Annotated in this window: 10 protein-coding genes; 8 read left to right on the top strand and 2 right to left on the bottom strand. The window is 39.5% G+C overall.

What is annotated here, in order from left to right; translation table 11 throughout:
- Window positions 1-297: 297 nt before the first annotated feature.
- Window positions 298-1302 (top strand): T9SS type A sorting domain-containing protein, encoded by a 1005-nt coding sequence (locus SY85_RS00395; protein ID WP_158512917.1) that lies wholly within the window; start codon window positions 298-300, stop codon window positions 1300-1302.
- Window positions 1303-1326: 24 nt separating this feature from the next.
- Window positions 1327-3645 carry a tail fiber domain-containing protein gene (locus SY85_RS00400; RefSeq protein WP_158512918.1) on the top strand — a complete coding sequence of 773 codons (2319 nt, stop codon included), beginning with the start codon at window positions 1327-1329 and terminating at the stop codon, window positions 3643-3645.
- A 483-nt stretch (window positions 3646-4128) separates the two neighbouring features.
- Here the strand turns inward: SY85_RS00400 and SY85_RS00405 are convergent, their stop codons facing one another.
- Window positions 4129-4848, bottom strand: a complete 720-nt coding sequence (locus SY85_RS00405; protein WP_066401256.1) for a hypothetical protein — start codon at window positions 4846-4848, stop codon at window positions 4129-4131.
- 315 nt (window positions 4849-5163) lie between these two features.
- Between SY85_RS00405 and SY85_RS00410 the strand changes: the two genes are divergently transcribed.
- Window positions 5164-6645: a pyridoxal phosphate-dependent decarboxylase family protein gene (locus tag SY85_RS00410; protein ID WP_066401258.1), complete on the top strand. Its 1482-nt coding sequence runs from the start codon at window positions 5164-5166 to the stop codon at window positions 6643-6645.
- Between the two features lie 51 nt (window positions 6646-6696).
- Here SY85_RS00410 and SY85_RS00415 read toward each other — a convergent pair whose 3' ends face one another.
- A complete protein-coding gene (locus tag SY85_RS00415) occupies window positions 6697-7998 on the bottom strand; it encodes an NCS2 family permease (protein WP_066401260.1) in 1302 nt (433 codons plus the stop codon).
- Between the two features lie 376 nt (window positions 7999-8374).
- Here SY85_RS00415 and SY85_RS00420 point away from each other — a divergent pair, with 376 nt between their 5' ends.
- The 5 genes from SY85_RS00420 to SY85_RS00445 all read left to right on the top strand — a co-directional run bounded on the left by SY85_RS00420 (window position 8375) and on the right by SY85_RS00445 (window position 15561).
- Entirely contained in the window at window positions 8375-9070 is a 696-nt protein-coding gene (locus SY85_RS00420; RefSeq protein WP_066401262.1) for a LytR/AlgR family response regulator transcription factor, read from the top strand.
- Window positions 9071-9522: 452 nt separating this feature from the next.
- Window positions 9523-11715 carry an ATP-binding protein gene (locus SY85_RS00430; RefSeq protein ID WP_066401266.1) on the top strand — a complete coding sequence of 731 codons (2193 nt, stop codon included), beginning with the start codon at window positions 9523-9525 and terminating at the stop codon, window positions 11713-11715.
- A gap of 183 nt (window positions 11716-11898) precedes the next feature.
- The gene (locus tag SY85_RS00435) at window positions 11899-12252 is read left to right on the top strand and encodes a hypothetical protein (RefSeq protein ID WP_066401267.1); all 354 of its coding nucleotides are present in this window, start codon (window positions 11899-11901) and stop codon (window positions 12250-12252) included.
- A gap of 85 nt (window positions 12253-12337) precedes the next feature.
- The gene (locus SY85_RS00440; protein WP_066401268.1) at window positions 12338-14926 is read left to right on the top strand and encodes a phosphatidylglycerol lysyltransferase domain-containing protein; all 2589 of its coding nucleotides are present in this window, start codon (window positions 12338-12340) and stop codon (window positions 14924-14926) included.
- A complete protein-coding gene (locus SY85_RS00445; protein WP_082886241.1) occupies window positions 14923-15561 on the top strand; it encodes an AcvB/VirJ family lysyl-phosphatidylglycerol hydrolase in 639 nt (212 codons plus the stop codon). Before SY85_RS00440 ends, SY85_RS00445 begins: the two co-directional genes overlap by 4 nt.
- Window positions 15562-15592: the final 31 nt, after the last annotated feature.

Raw genomic sequence — 15592 nt, forward strand, 5'->3', positions numbered from 1 at the left:
AGAGTGGGAAGAAAAACGTTCTCCATCAACAAACATTGCATGCTTGGATGCGCAAAGCTATGACGTTGCTTGTCAGTAGCAGTACCTAATTATATAAAGAGGTGTTTACCATGGCCTATTTCTACTAGGGCGTTTATAGTTTTGTCTCTTATGATATTAAGATATTATTAGGTGTTAATCACTACAACCTTACGACCTACCGTAGATACAATACATTACCCTAATTGAAGCATACTATTTAAATAATTACCAGTTCCATCAATTGGTAAAAGAAACTATATCTGTAATGCTATGAAAATGAAATGGCTGCTAATTGCTGCTTTTTGTATGACCTGTTGTATTCAGGTTGCTTTGGCCCAAGCCGGAATAAAGGTTGCGGCAGGTACGTCATTTTCGATCATTTCAAATACAACTGTTTCCATTGATGGTCTGGTGTTAGTGCCTTCAACTAATTATTCAATAGATGGAGATAATTATGATTTGAGGAAAGATGTTGAAACACATACTCCCGTACCTATGCAGCATATAAAGCGCTTTTTCCCTTGGACAGCCGATTTGGCTCCGTTCACGGGAACGGTTACTATTTATTACGACGACACAGAATTGAATGGACTTTCTGAAAACGAGTTGATTCTTTATACTCATGATAATATCTGGAACCCCTTCGCTACTGGAACAATTCGAGATGGGTTAGCGAATTATGTTACCACGCTAGGGTTAAGTAATATTATTTTCAATGAACTAACGCTAGGAAAGGTGATTGTTCCTTTGCCACTTCAGTGGGGGACGGTTACTGCTTACCGCAAGAATCAATTAGTGTTAGTAGAGTGGCAGACACGAGCTGAAACGAATACTTCGCATTTTATAGTAGAATCGAGCCTGAATACTTCCGACTGGAAACCAGTTGGGGAAAAGGTTAATGCTAAAGGAATAGCAGAATTAAATCATTACAGTCAGGTTGATCTGCACGCTTCTAATCAAAAAACATTTTACCGGATAATGCAGGTGGATATTAATGGAAAATATTCCTATTCAACTGTTGTAACAGTACTGCCAATAAATAGTAATAATGCTGTGCTACTTTACCCCAATCCGGCCAATAATACCCTTCACATCAGAGCGGGAGAGAGCATTCAATATCTTTTAGTGCGTGATGCTGCTGGTAAGCTGGTAATGCACAAACCACTTTCTCAGTTGTCTTCATACGAGCTGAATATTCAATCCCTACCAGCAGGTATGTATTATTTGGAGATCATTAAACAAAGCGGAAGCACATCCACTCATTCCTTTATTAAGAAATAACCCTGGTTAATCCACAATATGATTATGAAAACTACATTTTTATCCTTACTAACTGTTTTTTGTGTAATAGGTGGTTTCGCGCAGGTGGGTATTGGTGTTGCGGTACCTCACAGCAGCGCCCAGCTGGAAATTGTGTCTCCAAACAAAGGTTTGCTTATTCCTCGGGTGAGTTCAGTTAATCGTCCCACTCCTTCGCCAGCTGTTGCTGCCAAAGGCCTGTTGATCTATCAAACGGATGGTCAAGAGGGGTTTTATTATTGGGATGGCGCAGCGTGGCAGCCTTTGGGCAGCGGTTGGCGGTTGAACGGCAATGGAGGGACAACAAGCACTAACTTTCTAGGTACTTTAGATAATCAGCCCTTGCGTTTTAGAACATCAAATACACACTCAGGTTTTATTTCAAATACAAATATTGGCTTGGGTCTCGAATCTCTTAGCGAAGCAAGTTCGGGGGGCGGAAATACAGCTCTTGGTGCTTATGCCATGCAAAACAATACTACAGGAGGGTTTAATTCAGCCCTTGGAAACCAGGCCTTAGTAAAAAATACTACTGGAAATTTTAATACCGCAGTTGGTCTTGGGTCTTTAGGTAACAATCAAACAGGCAGCAGAAATGTATCCCTTGGAGGTTTACAACAGAATATAGATGGGAATGATAATACAGCTGTTGGCTTATCCGCTCTCAATGTTAATGCCTCCGGAAGCTTTAATACAGCACTAGGTAATGGTGCAGGTCCTGATATTGGCTTTAACGCATTATCTAAAACTACTGCTATTGGATATAATGCAAAGGTAACTAGGTCTAACAGTTTAATTTTGGGAGGAACAGGATTAGATGCTGTTCAAGTGGGTATAGGTGTCACCGCTCCCCACACCAATGCATTGGTGGATATGACATCTCTGGATAAGGGCTTGTTGATTCCGCGCGTGAGTGCTTTTATACGCCCTACACCTTCTCCAGCTGCACCTGCCGATGGACTTCTAATTTATCAAACCAATGGAGCCGAACGAGGCTTTAACTACTGGGACGGAAATACTGCTACTTGGAAACAACTGAGTGGTTGGGGCTTGGAAGGTAGTAGTGCTCCTGCCACCAGCTTTATTGGCACCACTAATGCGCAGGACCTGAATTTTAAAGTCAGCAACCAGGCGTCGGGTAAGATCGGTGCGAATGGAGATATAGGTTTGGGGTTAGGTTCCTTAGCCGCTAATACAGGCACTCAAGTAACAGCATTCGGTTATAATACTTTGTCAAAAAATTCAGCTTCGGCAAACACTGCTTTGGGCTATAGCGCATTAGCTAATAATACCAGCGCCAGTTCGAATACAGCCGTGGGATATTTAGCTTTAAATGCTAATAATGCTCCTTCAGCTTCTGGCAACACAGCAATTGGAACCTATAGTCTGTCAACTAATACTGCAGGCTCCAATAATACTGCTTTAGGGGGAGAGACATTACTGAACTCAAAAACTGGTAGCCGAAATACGGCGCTAGGATACAGGGCATTGAATGCAAGTGATAATGGTTCAGATAACACCGCCGTTGGTAACAATGCTTTATTAACAGCTGCGGCAACCTCATTCAATACAGCCCTTGGATCCAATGCACTGAGACTACATGCCACAGGTTCTAGTAATACGGCAGTAGGCTATAATGCAATGCGTAATTTTGACAACAATAACTTTAATACCGCTATAGGTTATAATGCAGATGTAAATCAAGCTGGTTTAACTAATGCTACAGCTATTGGAAATGGCGCCATCGTAACGGCATCCAACACGATCCAGTTGGGTAATTCCTCTGTAAGTCAGGTGGTCACAGCTGGGGATGTTGTATCTAAAGGAAGCACACTTATTTCCGACAGGCGCTTCAAAAGCCAAATTCGCACAGATGTAAAGGGCCTGAACTTTATCATGGCTCTTCAGCCGGTGACCTATTTGTTTGACAATCAAAAACTGGCCGACTATCGCGATGGCAAGATCAAGACCAGTGAATTAAACAGTTATGTATCGCAAACCAGTTACAAAGAGGAGGATTTGGAGAGAAGAACTGGTTTCATTGCCCAGCAGGTAGAGCAAGCTGCCAAACAAGTAGGTTACGCCTTTGATGGGGTTAGAGTACCTAAGAATGAAAACGACATCTATACCTTGAGTTACTCCACTTTTGTCGTACCGTTAGTAAAAGCAGTGCAGGAACAGCAAACCGAAATTGAATCACTGCAGGAAAAACTAAAGAAAAGCGAAGAGGATAAGAAGGAGCAATTACAAAAGATAACAGCGTTGCAAAATAACGAACAACAACTATTTGAACGCTTAAAGAAACTCGAAGCCAAAATAAGATGAACAGCAAGTAAAATCCATATCCAATAGAAAAAGGGAAAGAGCGATTCATTTCGCTCTTTTCTCATTTATTTTTAAACATAATTAAAGAGGCTTATCAATACTTGCCGGTGTTTAAATTATGAAAGGCTAAATTTAAAATCCAGGTTATTCTAAATTATAGTATTGTTATAATTGAGGAAATGAGAATAAGTGGTAACCTAATTAAAATAAGAAAGCCCTATAGAAATAGGGCTCGATACCAAAACTAACTGCTTAAAGTTAAGACTGCAAACATACATATTACCTTTCGTAAATTCGAAATCTCTTTTTCATTTATATGTCTAAAAGTCTATTTACTATATATAGTAAATAACCAAGCTTCATTGTTATTGTTAATATTTTGTGCTCTTCCTACTGGCATTAATAGGGAAAATTTAGTAGTACCTTAAATGTTGATATAATTAGTACTTAGCTTGTCTTTAACTGAAGAATTCAGCAGTATTATTATTTTGAACTTAGTTTGGCGTTATAGAATAGCATTTCAGACCAACTGTGATCGGTTATATTGGCAATGGTAGCCAAGTATTTTTCGTAAGAACCAGCGCCATTGATGGCTTCATAACGTTCCTTCATGGGTTTTCTAAAATCCCGCTCTCTTTCTTTCAATCCTTGTTTGTAGCGGGTAACAAATGCCATTTGGGGTTCGCCAGATGCGCTGGCTTCATAAACAGCAATTGTTTGATTGCTGGCGTCCCACACCTTTTTTAGCTGTTTGACAAGTTCTTCTACAGCTGGAAATTGGCCCGGTTTGGGGTATACGTGGTTGATCGTGATTTTATCAGAATAGTCAGTTATTCCAATAGAACTTAAATCTTCACGAAAAACGGAGTAGGAATTAGCTGATTTTTCAGTGGTTAGCGGCATTACATTTTTCAGCCAATCATTCATATGTTCTGCTCCCAGATCGCCCCTTTTATCAACTTCATCCCACGTTGTAGGGCCTTCTACAATATGATAGCCACCTGCATCGGGACCCGACTCAATGGTGTAAACTCTCCATTTCCAAAGACCTGTATGGTATTTCTGAGCATGGTTAGTGAGTGCTTTTTCAAACTCCATTACCTTGTCAGGTTTCGGAAATATACGATTGGTTGATACTACTGTTCTGTTCTGACATAATACCATAAGTGGCAGGAGTACGCCAATGAAAAGAAGCTTTTTCATGTTTCTGTGTTTTAATTGAAGGATGCCAGCTTAGATAAGGAGTAGTGGTAATGGTTAGTTGTAGGAGGAGGAAGAATTATAAAATTACAATTCTTTTAATGATAATGAAAGAGTCGTTTTCAATTGGTGAAAACTTCAAGGTTAACTATTGACAACTACTGGTAGTTTAAGGCAAAGAGGTATGCCCCCATGGTAATAATTCAACTTTTTAGTCCTGTTAAAACACAATAACTTTAAACTGATTCCACGCCAAAAGACTCTTATTTGTTGGCAGAGTTATCTATTCCCTTGTAAGCAACTAAAATATGTTTTAAGATGACAGATAGCCGAAGATCTCCCATAGAAATTGATGAAGTATTATTTAGAACAGTTGGGCATCAGCTGGTAGATACTATTGCTCAATTTTTTGATTCTATCAAGGAGAGACCAGTTACTTCCGGTGAACTTCCAAAACAATTACAGGAAATATTAGGGCATTCGCCACTACCAGAACATGGTATCCCTATAGAAAAATTGCTTACCAAGGTTTCTACAATATTATTAAACCACTCCTTATTCAATGGACATCCTAAGTTCCTTGGGTATATAACATCGTCACCGGCTCCTATAGGGGCTTTGGCTGATATGCTAGCTGCTACAGTGAATGCTAATGTTGGTGCACAGATTTTAAGTCCAATGGCTACTGAGATCGAGAAGCAAACCGTAAGCTGGCTGGCCGAATTTATAGGTGTTTCGCCTAACTATGGTGGTTTGTTGGTGAGTGGCGGTAATATGGCCAACTTTACCGGTTTCTTAGCTGGCCGCACTGCCAAAGCTCCCAAACGTATCAAAGAGGAAGGGCTTACTGGCCTTTCAGCCCCCTTGGTATTTTATTGTTCAAAAGCTACACATACCTGGGCTGAAAAAGCGGCTATTTTATTTGGATTGGGTGCAAATGCCATACATTGGATTGAAACCACTGCAGATCGGAAGATCAATACGCTTGTATTGGAGCAAACGATAAAAGCGGATAAGGAAAAAGGCTATCAGCCATTTCTGGTAGTTGGTAATGCCGGCGATGTAAGTACCGGCGTAGTAGATGATTTTAGAGCTATAGCCGACATTTGCAAAACATATAATCTGTGGTTTCATATAGATGGTGCCTATGGCATACCTGCTGCTGCTGTGCCCAGTCAGCAAGGCTTGTTTGCAGGTATTGAAGAAGCAGATTCTCTAGCACTTGATCCTCACAAATGGTTGTATAGTCCGTTAGAGGCAGGATGTACGTTAGTTAAAGATCCCAATCACCTGCTGGAGACATTCAGCTCTCATCCCGTATATTATAATTTCGATAATACAGAAGAGGAAATACCCTTTCAAAACTTTTATGAATATGGACTGCAAAACTCCCGAGGTTTTCGTGCTTTGAAAGTTTGGTTGGCCTTACAGCAAGTAGGAAAGAGCGGTTATGTGCAAATGATAGAAGAGGATATTAGCGTTTCAAATTATTTATTTGAATTGGCAAGCCGTCACCCTGAGCTGGAGGCTGTAACTCAAAATTTAAGCATAACTGCTTTACGCTACATTCCACAGGGTTATAATCCATCAGATGACTATTTAAACAATTTGAACGAGGCCTTGCTAAATGAATTACAAAAAGGGGGGCAAGTGTTCTTATCAAATGCTTTGATAAATGATCAATACTGTTTGCGGAGCTGTGTAGTGAACTTTAGGACATCCAAAAAAGATATGGAGGAAATCATTGATATAGTTGTAAACGAAGGGCGGCGGGTACATGCTGCACTCCGGCAAAAGTAATTAGAGGGGTATTTTTTTAGCCTTGTTATTATTCCAAACAACTACGTTTCATTACTCAATAATCAAGGCAAGAACACAAAAAGCATCTATTGCCAAGAGGGCTGGTGATAGTTCTTTCCACTTGCCAGAGGCTGCTTTGATGACAGTCCAGCTTAGAAAACCCCAAATGATTCCTTGTGAAATGGAGTAGGAGAAAGGAATAATCACCATTGCCAGGAAAGCTGGGATCGCGTCGTCAAGCTGCATCCAATTGATCTTTATTACTGGTCGCAGCATAAATGTACCAACAAGCACCAGTGCCGGAGCAGTAGCAATAGAAGGAACCATACTTAAAAGTGGAGCTAGAAAAAGAAAGGGTAAGAAGAGCAGGGCTGCTACAATGGCGGTTAGGCCGGTGCGCCCCCCTTCTTCAATTCCAACGGCAGATTCGATATAAGCCGTGCCGGGACTGCTACCTACCAGGCCTCCAACGGTAGTAGAGATGGCGTCTACAATTAAGGCTCGTTTAATGTTGCGCGGATCGCCATTTTCGTCAATCAAGTTAGCTGCTTCGGCTAGACCTACTAAGGTAGAGAGGCTATCAAAGAGGTCGGTAAATACAAAGGCAAATATTACAGGTAGTACAGCAAATTTTAAAGAACCGATCCAGTCTAGCTTTCCTAATAAGCTAAAATCAGGGGCAGCAAATACACCACTATATTTTACTAGTTGCGAGTCGCCTCCCCATCCTCTGCCAATAGTCAGTGCTAACAAGGTCGTAACAATAATTCCAAGAAGAATGGCTCCTTTCACATGACGTACAATCAGTATAGCTGTTAAAAACAAGCCTGCAATAAAAATGAGAAGTGTAGGATTTAAACGTGCATGACTAAGAATCGTTGCTGGACTTTTTACAACAAAGCCTGCATTGGCCAAACCTATGAGGGTAATGAATAAGCCAATGCCTGCTGCTATTGCATAACGCAAGGGCCTTGGTATGGCCTTTACAATATAGGTGCGAATATTAAAAACGGATAAGACCAGAAAGAAAATGCCTGACCAGAAAACAGCGCCTAAAGCTGTTTGCCAAGGTATTCCTAACCCTAACACAGCAGAATAAGTAAAAAAGGCGTTTAGTCCCATACCAGGTGCCACCACTATTGGGTTGTGTGCATATATGCCCATCATGAAGGAGCTTAAGAAACAAACAACAACAGTGGCCGTTAGTACGGCATTGAAGGGGAGACCAGCCTGACTTAAGATGCCAGGGTTAACAACAATAATATAGGAAGTAGCCAAGAAACTGGATATGCCTGCTATAACCTCAGTTTGCACTGAAGTATTGTTTTGCTTCAACTGGAAATAGGAGTGCATATGTAAAAGTAAACAGATACCTAAAGAAATGCTTGTATTAAACTGACAAAAAGAAAGCACCGGTATAACGAATGAAATCTTTACGTATTCATATAAAATTCAGGTTAACCTAGCCAACTAGCATATTAGAATCAAACGAAAAGGTGGGAGAGCTGCTGGTAATATTTCTGAAAGAGCTGAAGCGATCTCTGGTTTAGTTAGGATAGGAGAAAGGAGTTAAGCTTGTTTTTAGGCACAGCTGAGTGATGACAGTATTCGGTCAATTCCAACCATTTGTATTTGAAATCTTACTGTTTACTAAATTTTGGAGGGAACATTTGTATTCTATTTTAATAATTCCGTTCGTTTAGATCGGGTGGTTGTTTAATTTTAAGTTATGAACTGCCTTATTGTTGATGATAATAAAATAGCCCGAACTACTTTAAAGCAATTAGCTAGTCAGGTTAAAAATATTACCATTGTTGGGGAATGTGCGAATGCTATGGAGGCTTATAATATGTTGCAGGAGCAGCCTGTAGATGTCCTTTTGCTCGATATTGAAATGCCGGGCATGACAGGTTTAGAGTTAACAAGAAATCTGGGAAATAAGAGTCCCATTATTATTTTTACCACCTCCAAGAAAGATTATGCAGCAGAAGCATATGATTTAAACGTTGTGGATTATGTAGTTAAACCTATAACGCCAGCTCGCTTTGTACAGGCCATAGATAAGGCGCGGGAGGCCTTTCAAAGTTTAAGTGAGGAAGTAAAGATGAGCGATGATGCGTTTATTTTTATTAGAGATTCGAACATTGTAAAGCGCCTTAGCATTGATGAGATTTTGTATATCGAAGCAATGGGTGATTATGTAAAGATTTATACAGCTAAGCGTTTTTACGCTATTCATACCACTATGAAATTGGTGGAACAACGATTGCCCGCCATGCGTTTCCTTAGAGTACACCGTTCCTATATTGTAGCCATTGAAAAGATTGATACTATTCAGGAGGGAGCGTTGATTGTAGGCGGTAAACCCGTGCCTGTTGCCGATGCTTATCGTTCAGCTTTGAACAAGCGGATGAATATTCTCTAAAAACTACCGACTCATTTTTCTTATTTGGCGATTCATTTTCCTCAATGGTCTCTTTTCGTTATTTCTCCCTTTTAAGACCATTTAGCTTTATATCACAAGATTTTCGGAAACGAGTAACCCTTCAGAGAAGGGGGTTATTTAGATTCTCTTAGGTTTATTTCTTCTCATCTGCATTTGGTCTTGGTTTAAGCCCCGGTTGAGGCCGGGGCTTTATTTAACTTATGAAGCTGCTGTACACCATATTGTTTTTTCTTGATACACTGGCATTGATCTTATTCAGTTATCTTTTTTTGAAGCTGTCCGGAAGTGGTATGAGTGAGGTGACTTTTGCAGTATTGCTTCTTGCCATTGTTATTTGTATTATTTCTCTGATTTTTATACTGGTACATTATATAGAACTTCCCTCTTCGAATAGCCTTAAGTAACTTGGCAGTGTAAATGACTACTACCACATGATAGCCAAACGGTTTATCTATTTTATAATAGCTGCTTTTATAACCGGTAATCTTATTCTGATTTTTATTCAATACAATTCAGAAAAGAATATTAATAATCTTATTGAGGGTAACCAGAAATTACTAAACGAGTTTAAGATCAGCAATGAACTAAAGACCCTTGAAAGTGATGTGGTGTCTGTTGAAAATAAAATCCGCGGTACAGTTACCACAAATGACACCTCTTATATTGAAGGGATCAATACGCAGATGGCAAAAATTGAAGTCGATCTGGATAAGCTGCAGCGGATTTCTGATGATGATAGCTCTGAGATCTATATACTGCAGTTAAGTCAGCTCATTCAAAAGAAGTTGCAGTCAAGTAATGAGATCCTGGATGCCTTTACGGCCGGTGGTAAATCGGCAGCTGAAGAAGTTATTCTTACGCAACGTGGCAAACGTTTAACTGATTCCATTTTAGTTCTAACCCAAAAAACAATAAACGCCAGGCAAAACCTGTTGGCTCAGGTTACAGAAACTATTGATAATAGCGTTAAAAAGGTTCAACGATGGGGCTCCTTGTTAATCATTTTTATACTCATCAGTGCAGCGATATTGTTTTGGTATATTATTAATACTATACGGACACAAATACGGCTTATTCATCAAATTAGTTACTCTGAGAAGACCGCCCGTGATGCAGCGCGGGTGAAGGAAAACTTCCTGGCAAATATGAGCCATGAGATTCGAACGCCTATAAATGCCATTTTAGGATTTACCAATCTACTGCTAAGAAAGGATTTAGAGAATGACGCAAAGAAGCACGTACAAACGATTCAACGGTCAAGTGAAAGTTTACTGTCTATAGTAAACGATATCCTAGATCTTTCTAAAATTGAAGCCGGAATGATGCGCATAGAAAAAGCGCCGTTTAGCTTACGTGGACTTTTACATTCAGTAGAGGCCATGTTTAAGTCAAAGGCAAATGAAGAAGGATTGGAGCTGTTAGTGAAGGTTGAAGATGATGTACCTGATATATTAGAAGGTGATGCTACCCGTTTGACGCAGATACTGGTAAATCTATTGAGCAATGCCATAAAATTTACAGAACAGGGAAGTATTCAGGTAGCTGTGTCAGGGACTGTAGACTCAGCCCCATTGGTTCATATCCATTTCCTGGTAAAAGATACCGGTATTGGTATTGAACCGGAAAAGCTGCAAGCTGTATTTGATCGTTTCCAACAGGCAGATGAGGCTATTACGCGCCAGTTTGGTGGAACAGGTCTGGGCCTATCTATTGTTAAAGAATTAATTGCGCTACAAAATGGCGAGATCAACGTGCAAAGTGAACTAGGTAAAGGGACGTCTTTTCAATTTGTTATTCCATATAATAAATCAACTGAACTTATTGGTTCAACCTTAGTGCCGGGTGTAAGAGTTGAAGAAGCCACCTATTCAGGAAATGTCAGGATACTGATCGTAGAAGATAATGAGGTAAATCAGTCACTATTACAGCATTTGTTTTTGGAATGGCACATACTGTTCGAAATAGCAAACAATGGAGTAGAAGCATTGGAAAAATTGAAGAGGAGCCGGTATGACTTAATTCTAATGGATATACAAATGCCCTTTATGGATGGTTATCGGACAACGCAGGAAATTCGATCTTCATTAAAACTCACTACTCCCATAATTGCTATGACCGCCCATGCTATGGCTGGAGAGAAAGAGCGCTGTATGGGATATGGCATGGATGAATATATAGCAAAGCCTGTACGATCAAATGAATTGTATGCCCTCATTGGTCAGTTTGTCAAATTGCAATTGGACCAAGGTGAAAGTACTTTTATTCCTGCAGGCAACAATGCTTATGAATTTATAGACCTCACCTATATGAGAGAAGTTAGTGTAGGAAACGTTGAATATGAACGTTTGGTAACTTCTCAATTTCTTGAAGCGGTTCCAGAAGAAATGGCAGCGATGGAGAAAGCCTGGGTACAAGGGGATACTGAACAGTTGCGTAAGTTGGCTCATAACCTTAGAACAACGGTGTCGGTTATGGGGCTTAACGCCATACTCCAACCTTATCTGGATACTATTGAACATAACCCTTGGGACGCAACGGTGATGAAGGCAAGCTTAGAAGCTATAAAATCAATCTGTATTTCTGCCCAACAAGAAGCTGAAGCATTTTTAAAAACAATTGAATAGTAACTCTGCACTATAATCCTAAACAAGAGTTCACATTGGCGTAATCATATTCCTTTCCTGACGACCGCTTTTGCCTATTTAACGACAAGAAGTTGAAATGCGTTTTAAGCTATTGTAGGTTTATATCAGCAAAGAAAAATTGCTAAATAATCAAATAGTTTATCACTCTTAAAACAATGAACGATGAAAAAATTAATTTTATTAGCAGCAGTTATTATGGGCTTTAGTGTTGCTAGTTTCGCCCAATCAACTGCTGGCAATACGCATCATCCTAAAACAACTTCAACGACCTCCACACAAAAGGTAGAACATAAAAGTGGTCAGGCAGGTAGTATGAGTTCAACGAGCTCCAGTTCACAACATGCTGCAATGCCAAGTGGTCAAGCAGAAGTTAAAACTAAATCCAAGACCACTACTACAACAGCACCTGCTAAGAATGAAAGTGCTAATAAACCCAAGCACAAACATTCAGGTCACAAAAACACAAGCGGAAAACAAAAAACAGAAAAGCATACAACTACACCTACTAGTAAATAGTAGCGTTATTACAAGCCACATCTCTCCACAAAGCCCCGTACAGTTCTGGTCGGGGCTTAATTGTTGATACAATCATCATTATATAATGGGTTCCGCAACAACATTTATTAAATCATTCCCGGTGCAGCGTTACTGGAAGCAAATGTTGGCTATATTAATGCTGTTATTGGCTGTTATATTCTTCCGCAGCGAACGGAATGAGTTGTTAGCTATTGGCCCTCATATATTAAGAGCAGATCCTAAATGGTTAGCTATCGCCTTTGTAATTACACTGATCTTTTTCCTGTTTGAGGGAGGTATCTATAAACAAAGCTTTGCTTCCGTTGGGTTAAGGCTGCCATTAGTGGATGCTGTAAACCTATTCTTAAAACGAAATTTCATTAGTGTTTTTTTACCGGCCGGAGGCGTTAGTTCATTGGCCTATTCTCCTTCTCAAATACGAAAGGCGGGATTCACAAAAACACAAGTCCACCAGGCTAGTGGTTTATTTAGCTTTATTGGTTTGCTAACCGTAGTTTTAGTTGGTATTCCCATTATCATAACAGCGGCTTTTTATTCGAATACATTTTCGTATGCCTGGCTAGGTTTATTATTGTTGTTAAGCAGCCTGATGCTTCTATTTCTACTTGTCAAAACAATAAGGAATAGAGGAAGTCTATTCTCCTGGGTTAATAATAAGTGGCCTGCAATTTCTGCTGTTACCTATCAGTTATTTGATACCGAAATCAATAGATGGGCCTTCTGGAAAGCTGTCGTCTTTTCCGTAGGAGTAGAGTTGTGTGGTATTCTTCATATTTATATTGTTATGAAGGCCTTAGGGCTTTCCAATACCACTTTGCTAGAAGCATCAGTTGCTTATATCATGTCTGTATTAATGATGATCGTTTCACCCTTCCTCAGAGGCTTAGGTGCAGTAGAGCTATCAATGGTTTTAGTGCTGGAAAAGTTTGGTTGCACGCCTGCTCAAGCCTTGTCCATAACCATTTTGTATCGCGTTTTTGAATTTTGGTTACCCCTGTTATTCGGTTTGTTAGCCTTCGCCTGGAAAGGCAAGAATCTGTTTTTAAGAATTGCGCCCGTTATGCTAATCGTATCCTTAGGACTGGTGAATATTATCTCTGCTATTACACCTCCTATACATAGCCGCCTTCGTTTACTTCATGAATATTTGCCCTTAACAACCATACATGCTTCTAATTTATTGGTGTTGCTAGTTGGTGTTTCCTTGTTGCTAACGGCAGCTTTCTTATTAAAGGGATTACGATCGGCATGGATAATGGCATTAGGATTTACTCTTTTTTCTTTGGTTGGGCATTTAACCAAGGCTTTGGATTATGAAGAAACCATTCTAGCGGCCTTTACTGCATTGTCTCTATTGCTAACGACCTCTCAATATCGGGTACGTTCCAGTACACAATGGATGCGTAGGGGACTTACCATTGCGTTGATCAACTTTTTCACCATCAGTATCCTAACATTTGTTAGCTTTTATTTTATTGACAAAAGACATTTTGGTATTGATTTTACCTGGCAGCAGTCAATTGTACATACCATTAAATGTTTCCTTTTAGTAGAAGACCAAACCCTTCATCCGGTTACTAGATTTGGTCATGAGTTTATCTGGTTAATACGGGCACTCGGATTTTTAACCTGGAGCTTTTTCATTATTTCCCTTTTTTATACCAGTATTTCAAAAAAAGAATTATCCAAGGCGCAGAATAAACAAAAAGCTACGTTTCTATTAAACCAGTTTGGTCATTCTCCCATTGATTATTTTAAGTTATATAAGGATAAACTTTATTTTTTTTCTGATTTACATGACGCTTTCCTTGCTTATCGTATAGCCAGAGGGTTTGCTATTGTGTTAGAAGAACCTGTTTGCTCGGACGAGAACAAAGTGGATGTGTTACATGAGTTTGACCTGCATTGTCGAAAAATGGGTTTGAAGACAGCTTTTTATCGTGTTGATGAGGATAGTATTAGATGGTTTAAGCAATTGAATAAGCAAATGCTAATGATTGGACAGGAAGCTATATTGGATATCAACAACTTTACGTTAGAGGGGAGCGACAAAAAATCATTGCGGAATGGGTTAAATGGCTTACAGAAAAAGGGATATTCTACTCATATCTATCAAGCGCCTCATAGTTCAGCATTCATTAAAAAACTAAGAGAGGTGTCTGATGAATGGCTGAGTAAATTCCAAAAACAAGAGTTGGTTTTCTCACAAGGTATGTTTGATGAAAAAGAATTGCTCCAGCAGGATATACTAGCATTAGAAAATAATGAACATCAGCTAATTGCTTTTTTGAATGTTATTCCTGATTATGTAGAAGGCGAGTGTACATATGATCTGATAAGGAAAACAGGCGATGCCCCAGGCGCTGCAATGGACGCGTTGATCATAAAGCTAATTGAATATGCTAAGGCAAGGGACATGTCCTATTTGAATTTAGGTTTAGTGCCTTTAGCCGGTATTGCCCAGCCTCAAAATACGGCAGAGAGAATTATTAAATTAGCTGCTGATAAATTGAAAAGATACCAGCACTATAAAGGATTGCGTGAGTTTAAAGAAAAATATGCCAACCTTTGGGAAAACAAGTATCTGGTCTATGATAATGATTTTGATCTTTTGCAACTTCCTATTGCTATAAATGCTGTAATGAAACCATGATACAAAAGATTACTTCCGTTTTGTGTGCTTTGCCGTTATTATTGGCAGGTAATATTCAGGAAACAAAGTTGCCTGTTAAAGTATGGACCTCAACTAGCTATAGTACGGTAGTTCTATTTATCAGTGGCGATGGTGGGCTGGGTGGGTTCTCTTCCAGTTTATGCCAATCCTTAAATCAACAGGGGTATTATGTAACAGCATTGGATGCCAAAAAATATTTCTGGGAGAAAAAGACGCCTGATCAAACTACAAAGGATATCACCGGGTTACTTTCAGAAAAGGAAATCCTTTCTAAAGAACAACTTGTACTTGTTGGCTATTCTTTTGGGGCAGATATTGTTCCTTTTGTAGTAAATAAGTTGCCCTTGACTATAAAAAGAAAAATTAAGACTGTTGTTTTACTATCTCCATCAACAACCACTGACTTTGAGATACATGTTGCTGATTGGTTTGGCATTAAAGTCAACAGGAGTATGAATGTCGTTTCCGAGATCAATCGGATGAACGGACAGAAAGTGGTTACTGTTTTTGGTAGTAAAGAAAAAGACTTCCCTTTAAAAGATATCACGCTCAGGAATTTCAGCAATGAAGTATTGCCGGGGGACATCATTTTGATGATAATGTTGAAGCCGTAGCAAGAACATTGTCGGGCTATTTTTAAAAGGA

The sequence above is a fragment of the Flavisolibacter tropicus genome (genome assembly GCF_001644645.1).
Taxonomy (GTDB): domain Bacteria; phylum Bacteroidota; class Bacteroidia; order Chitinophagales; family Chitinophagaceae; genus Flavisolibacter; species Flavisolibacter tropicus.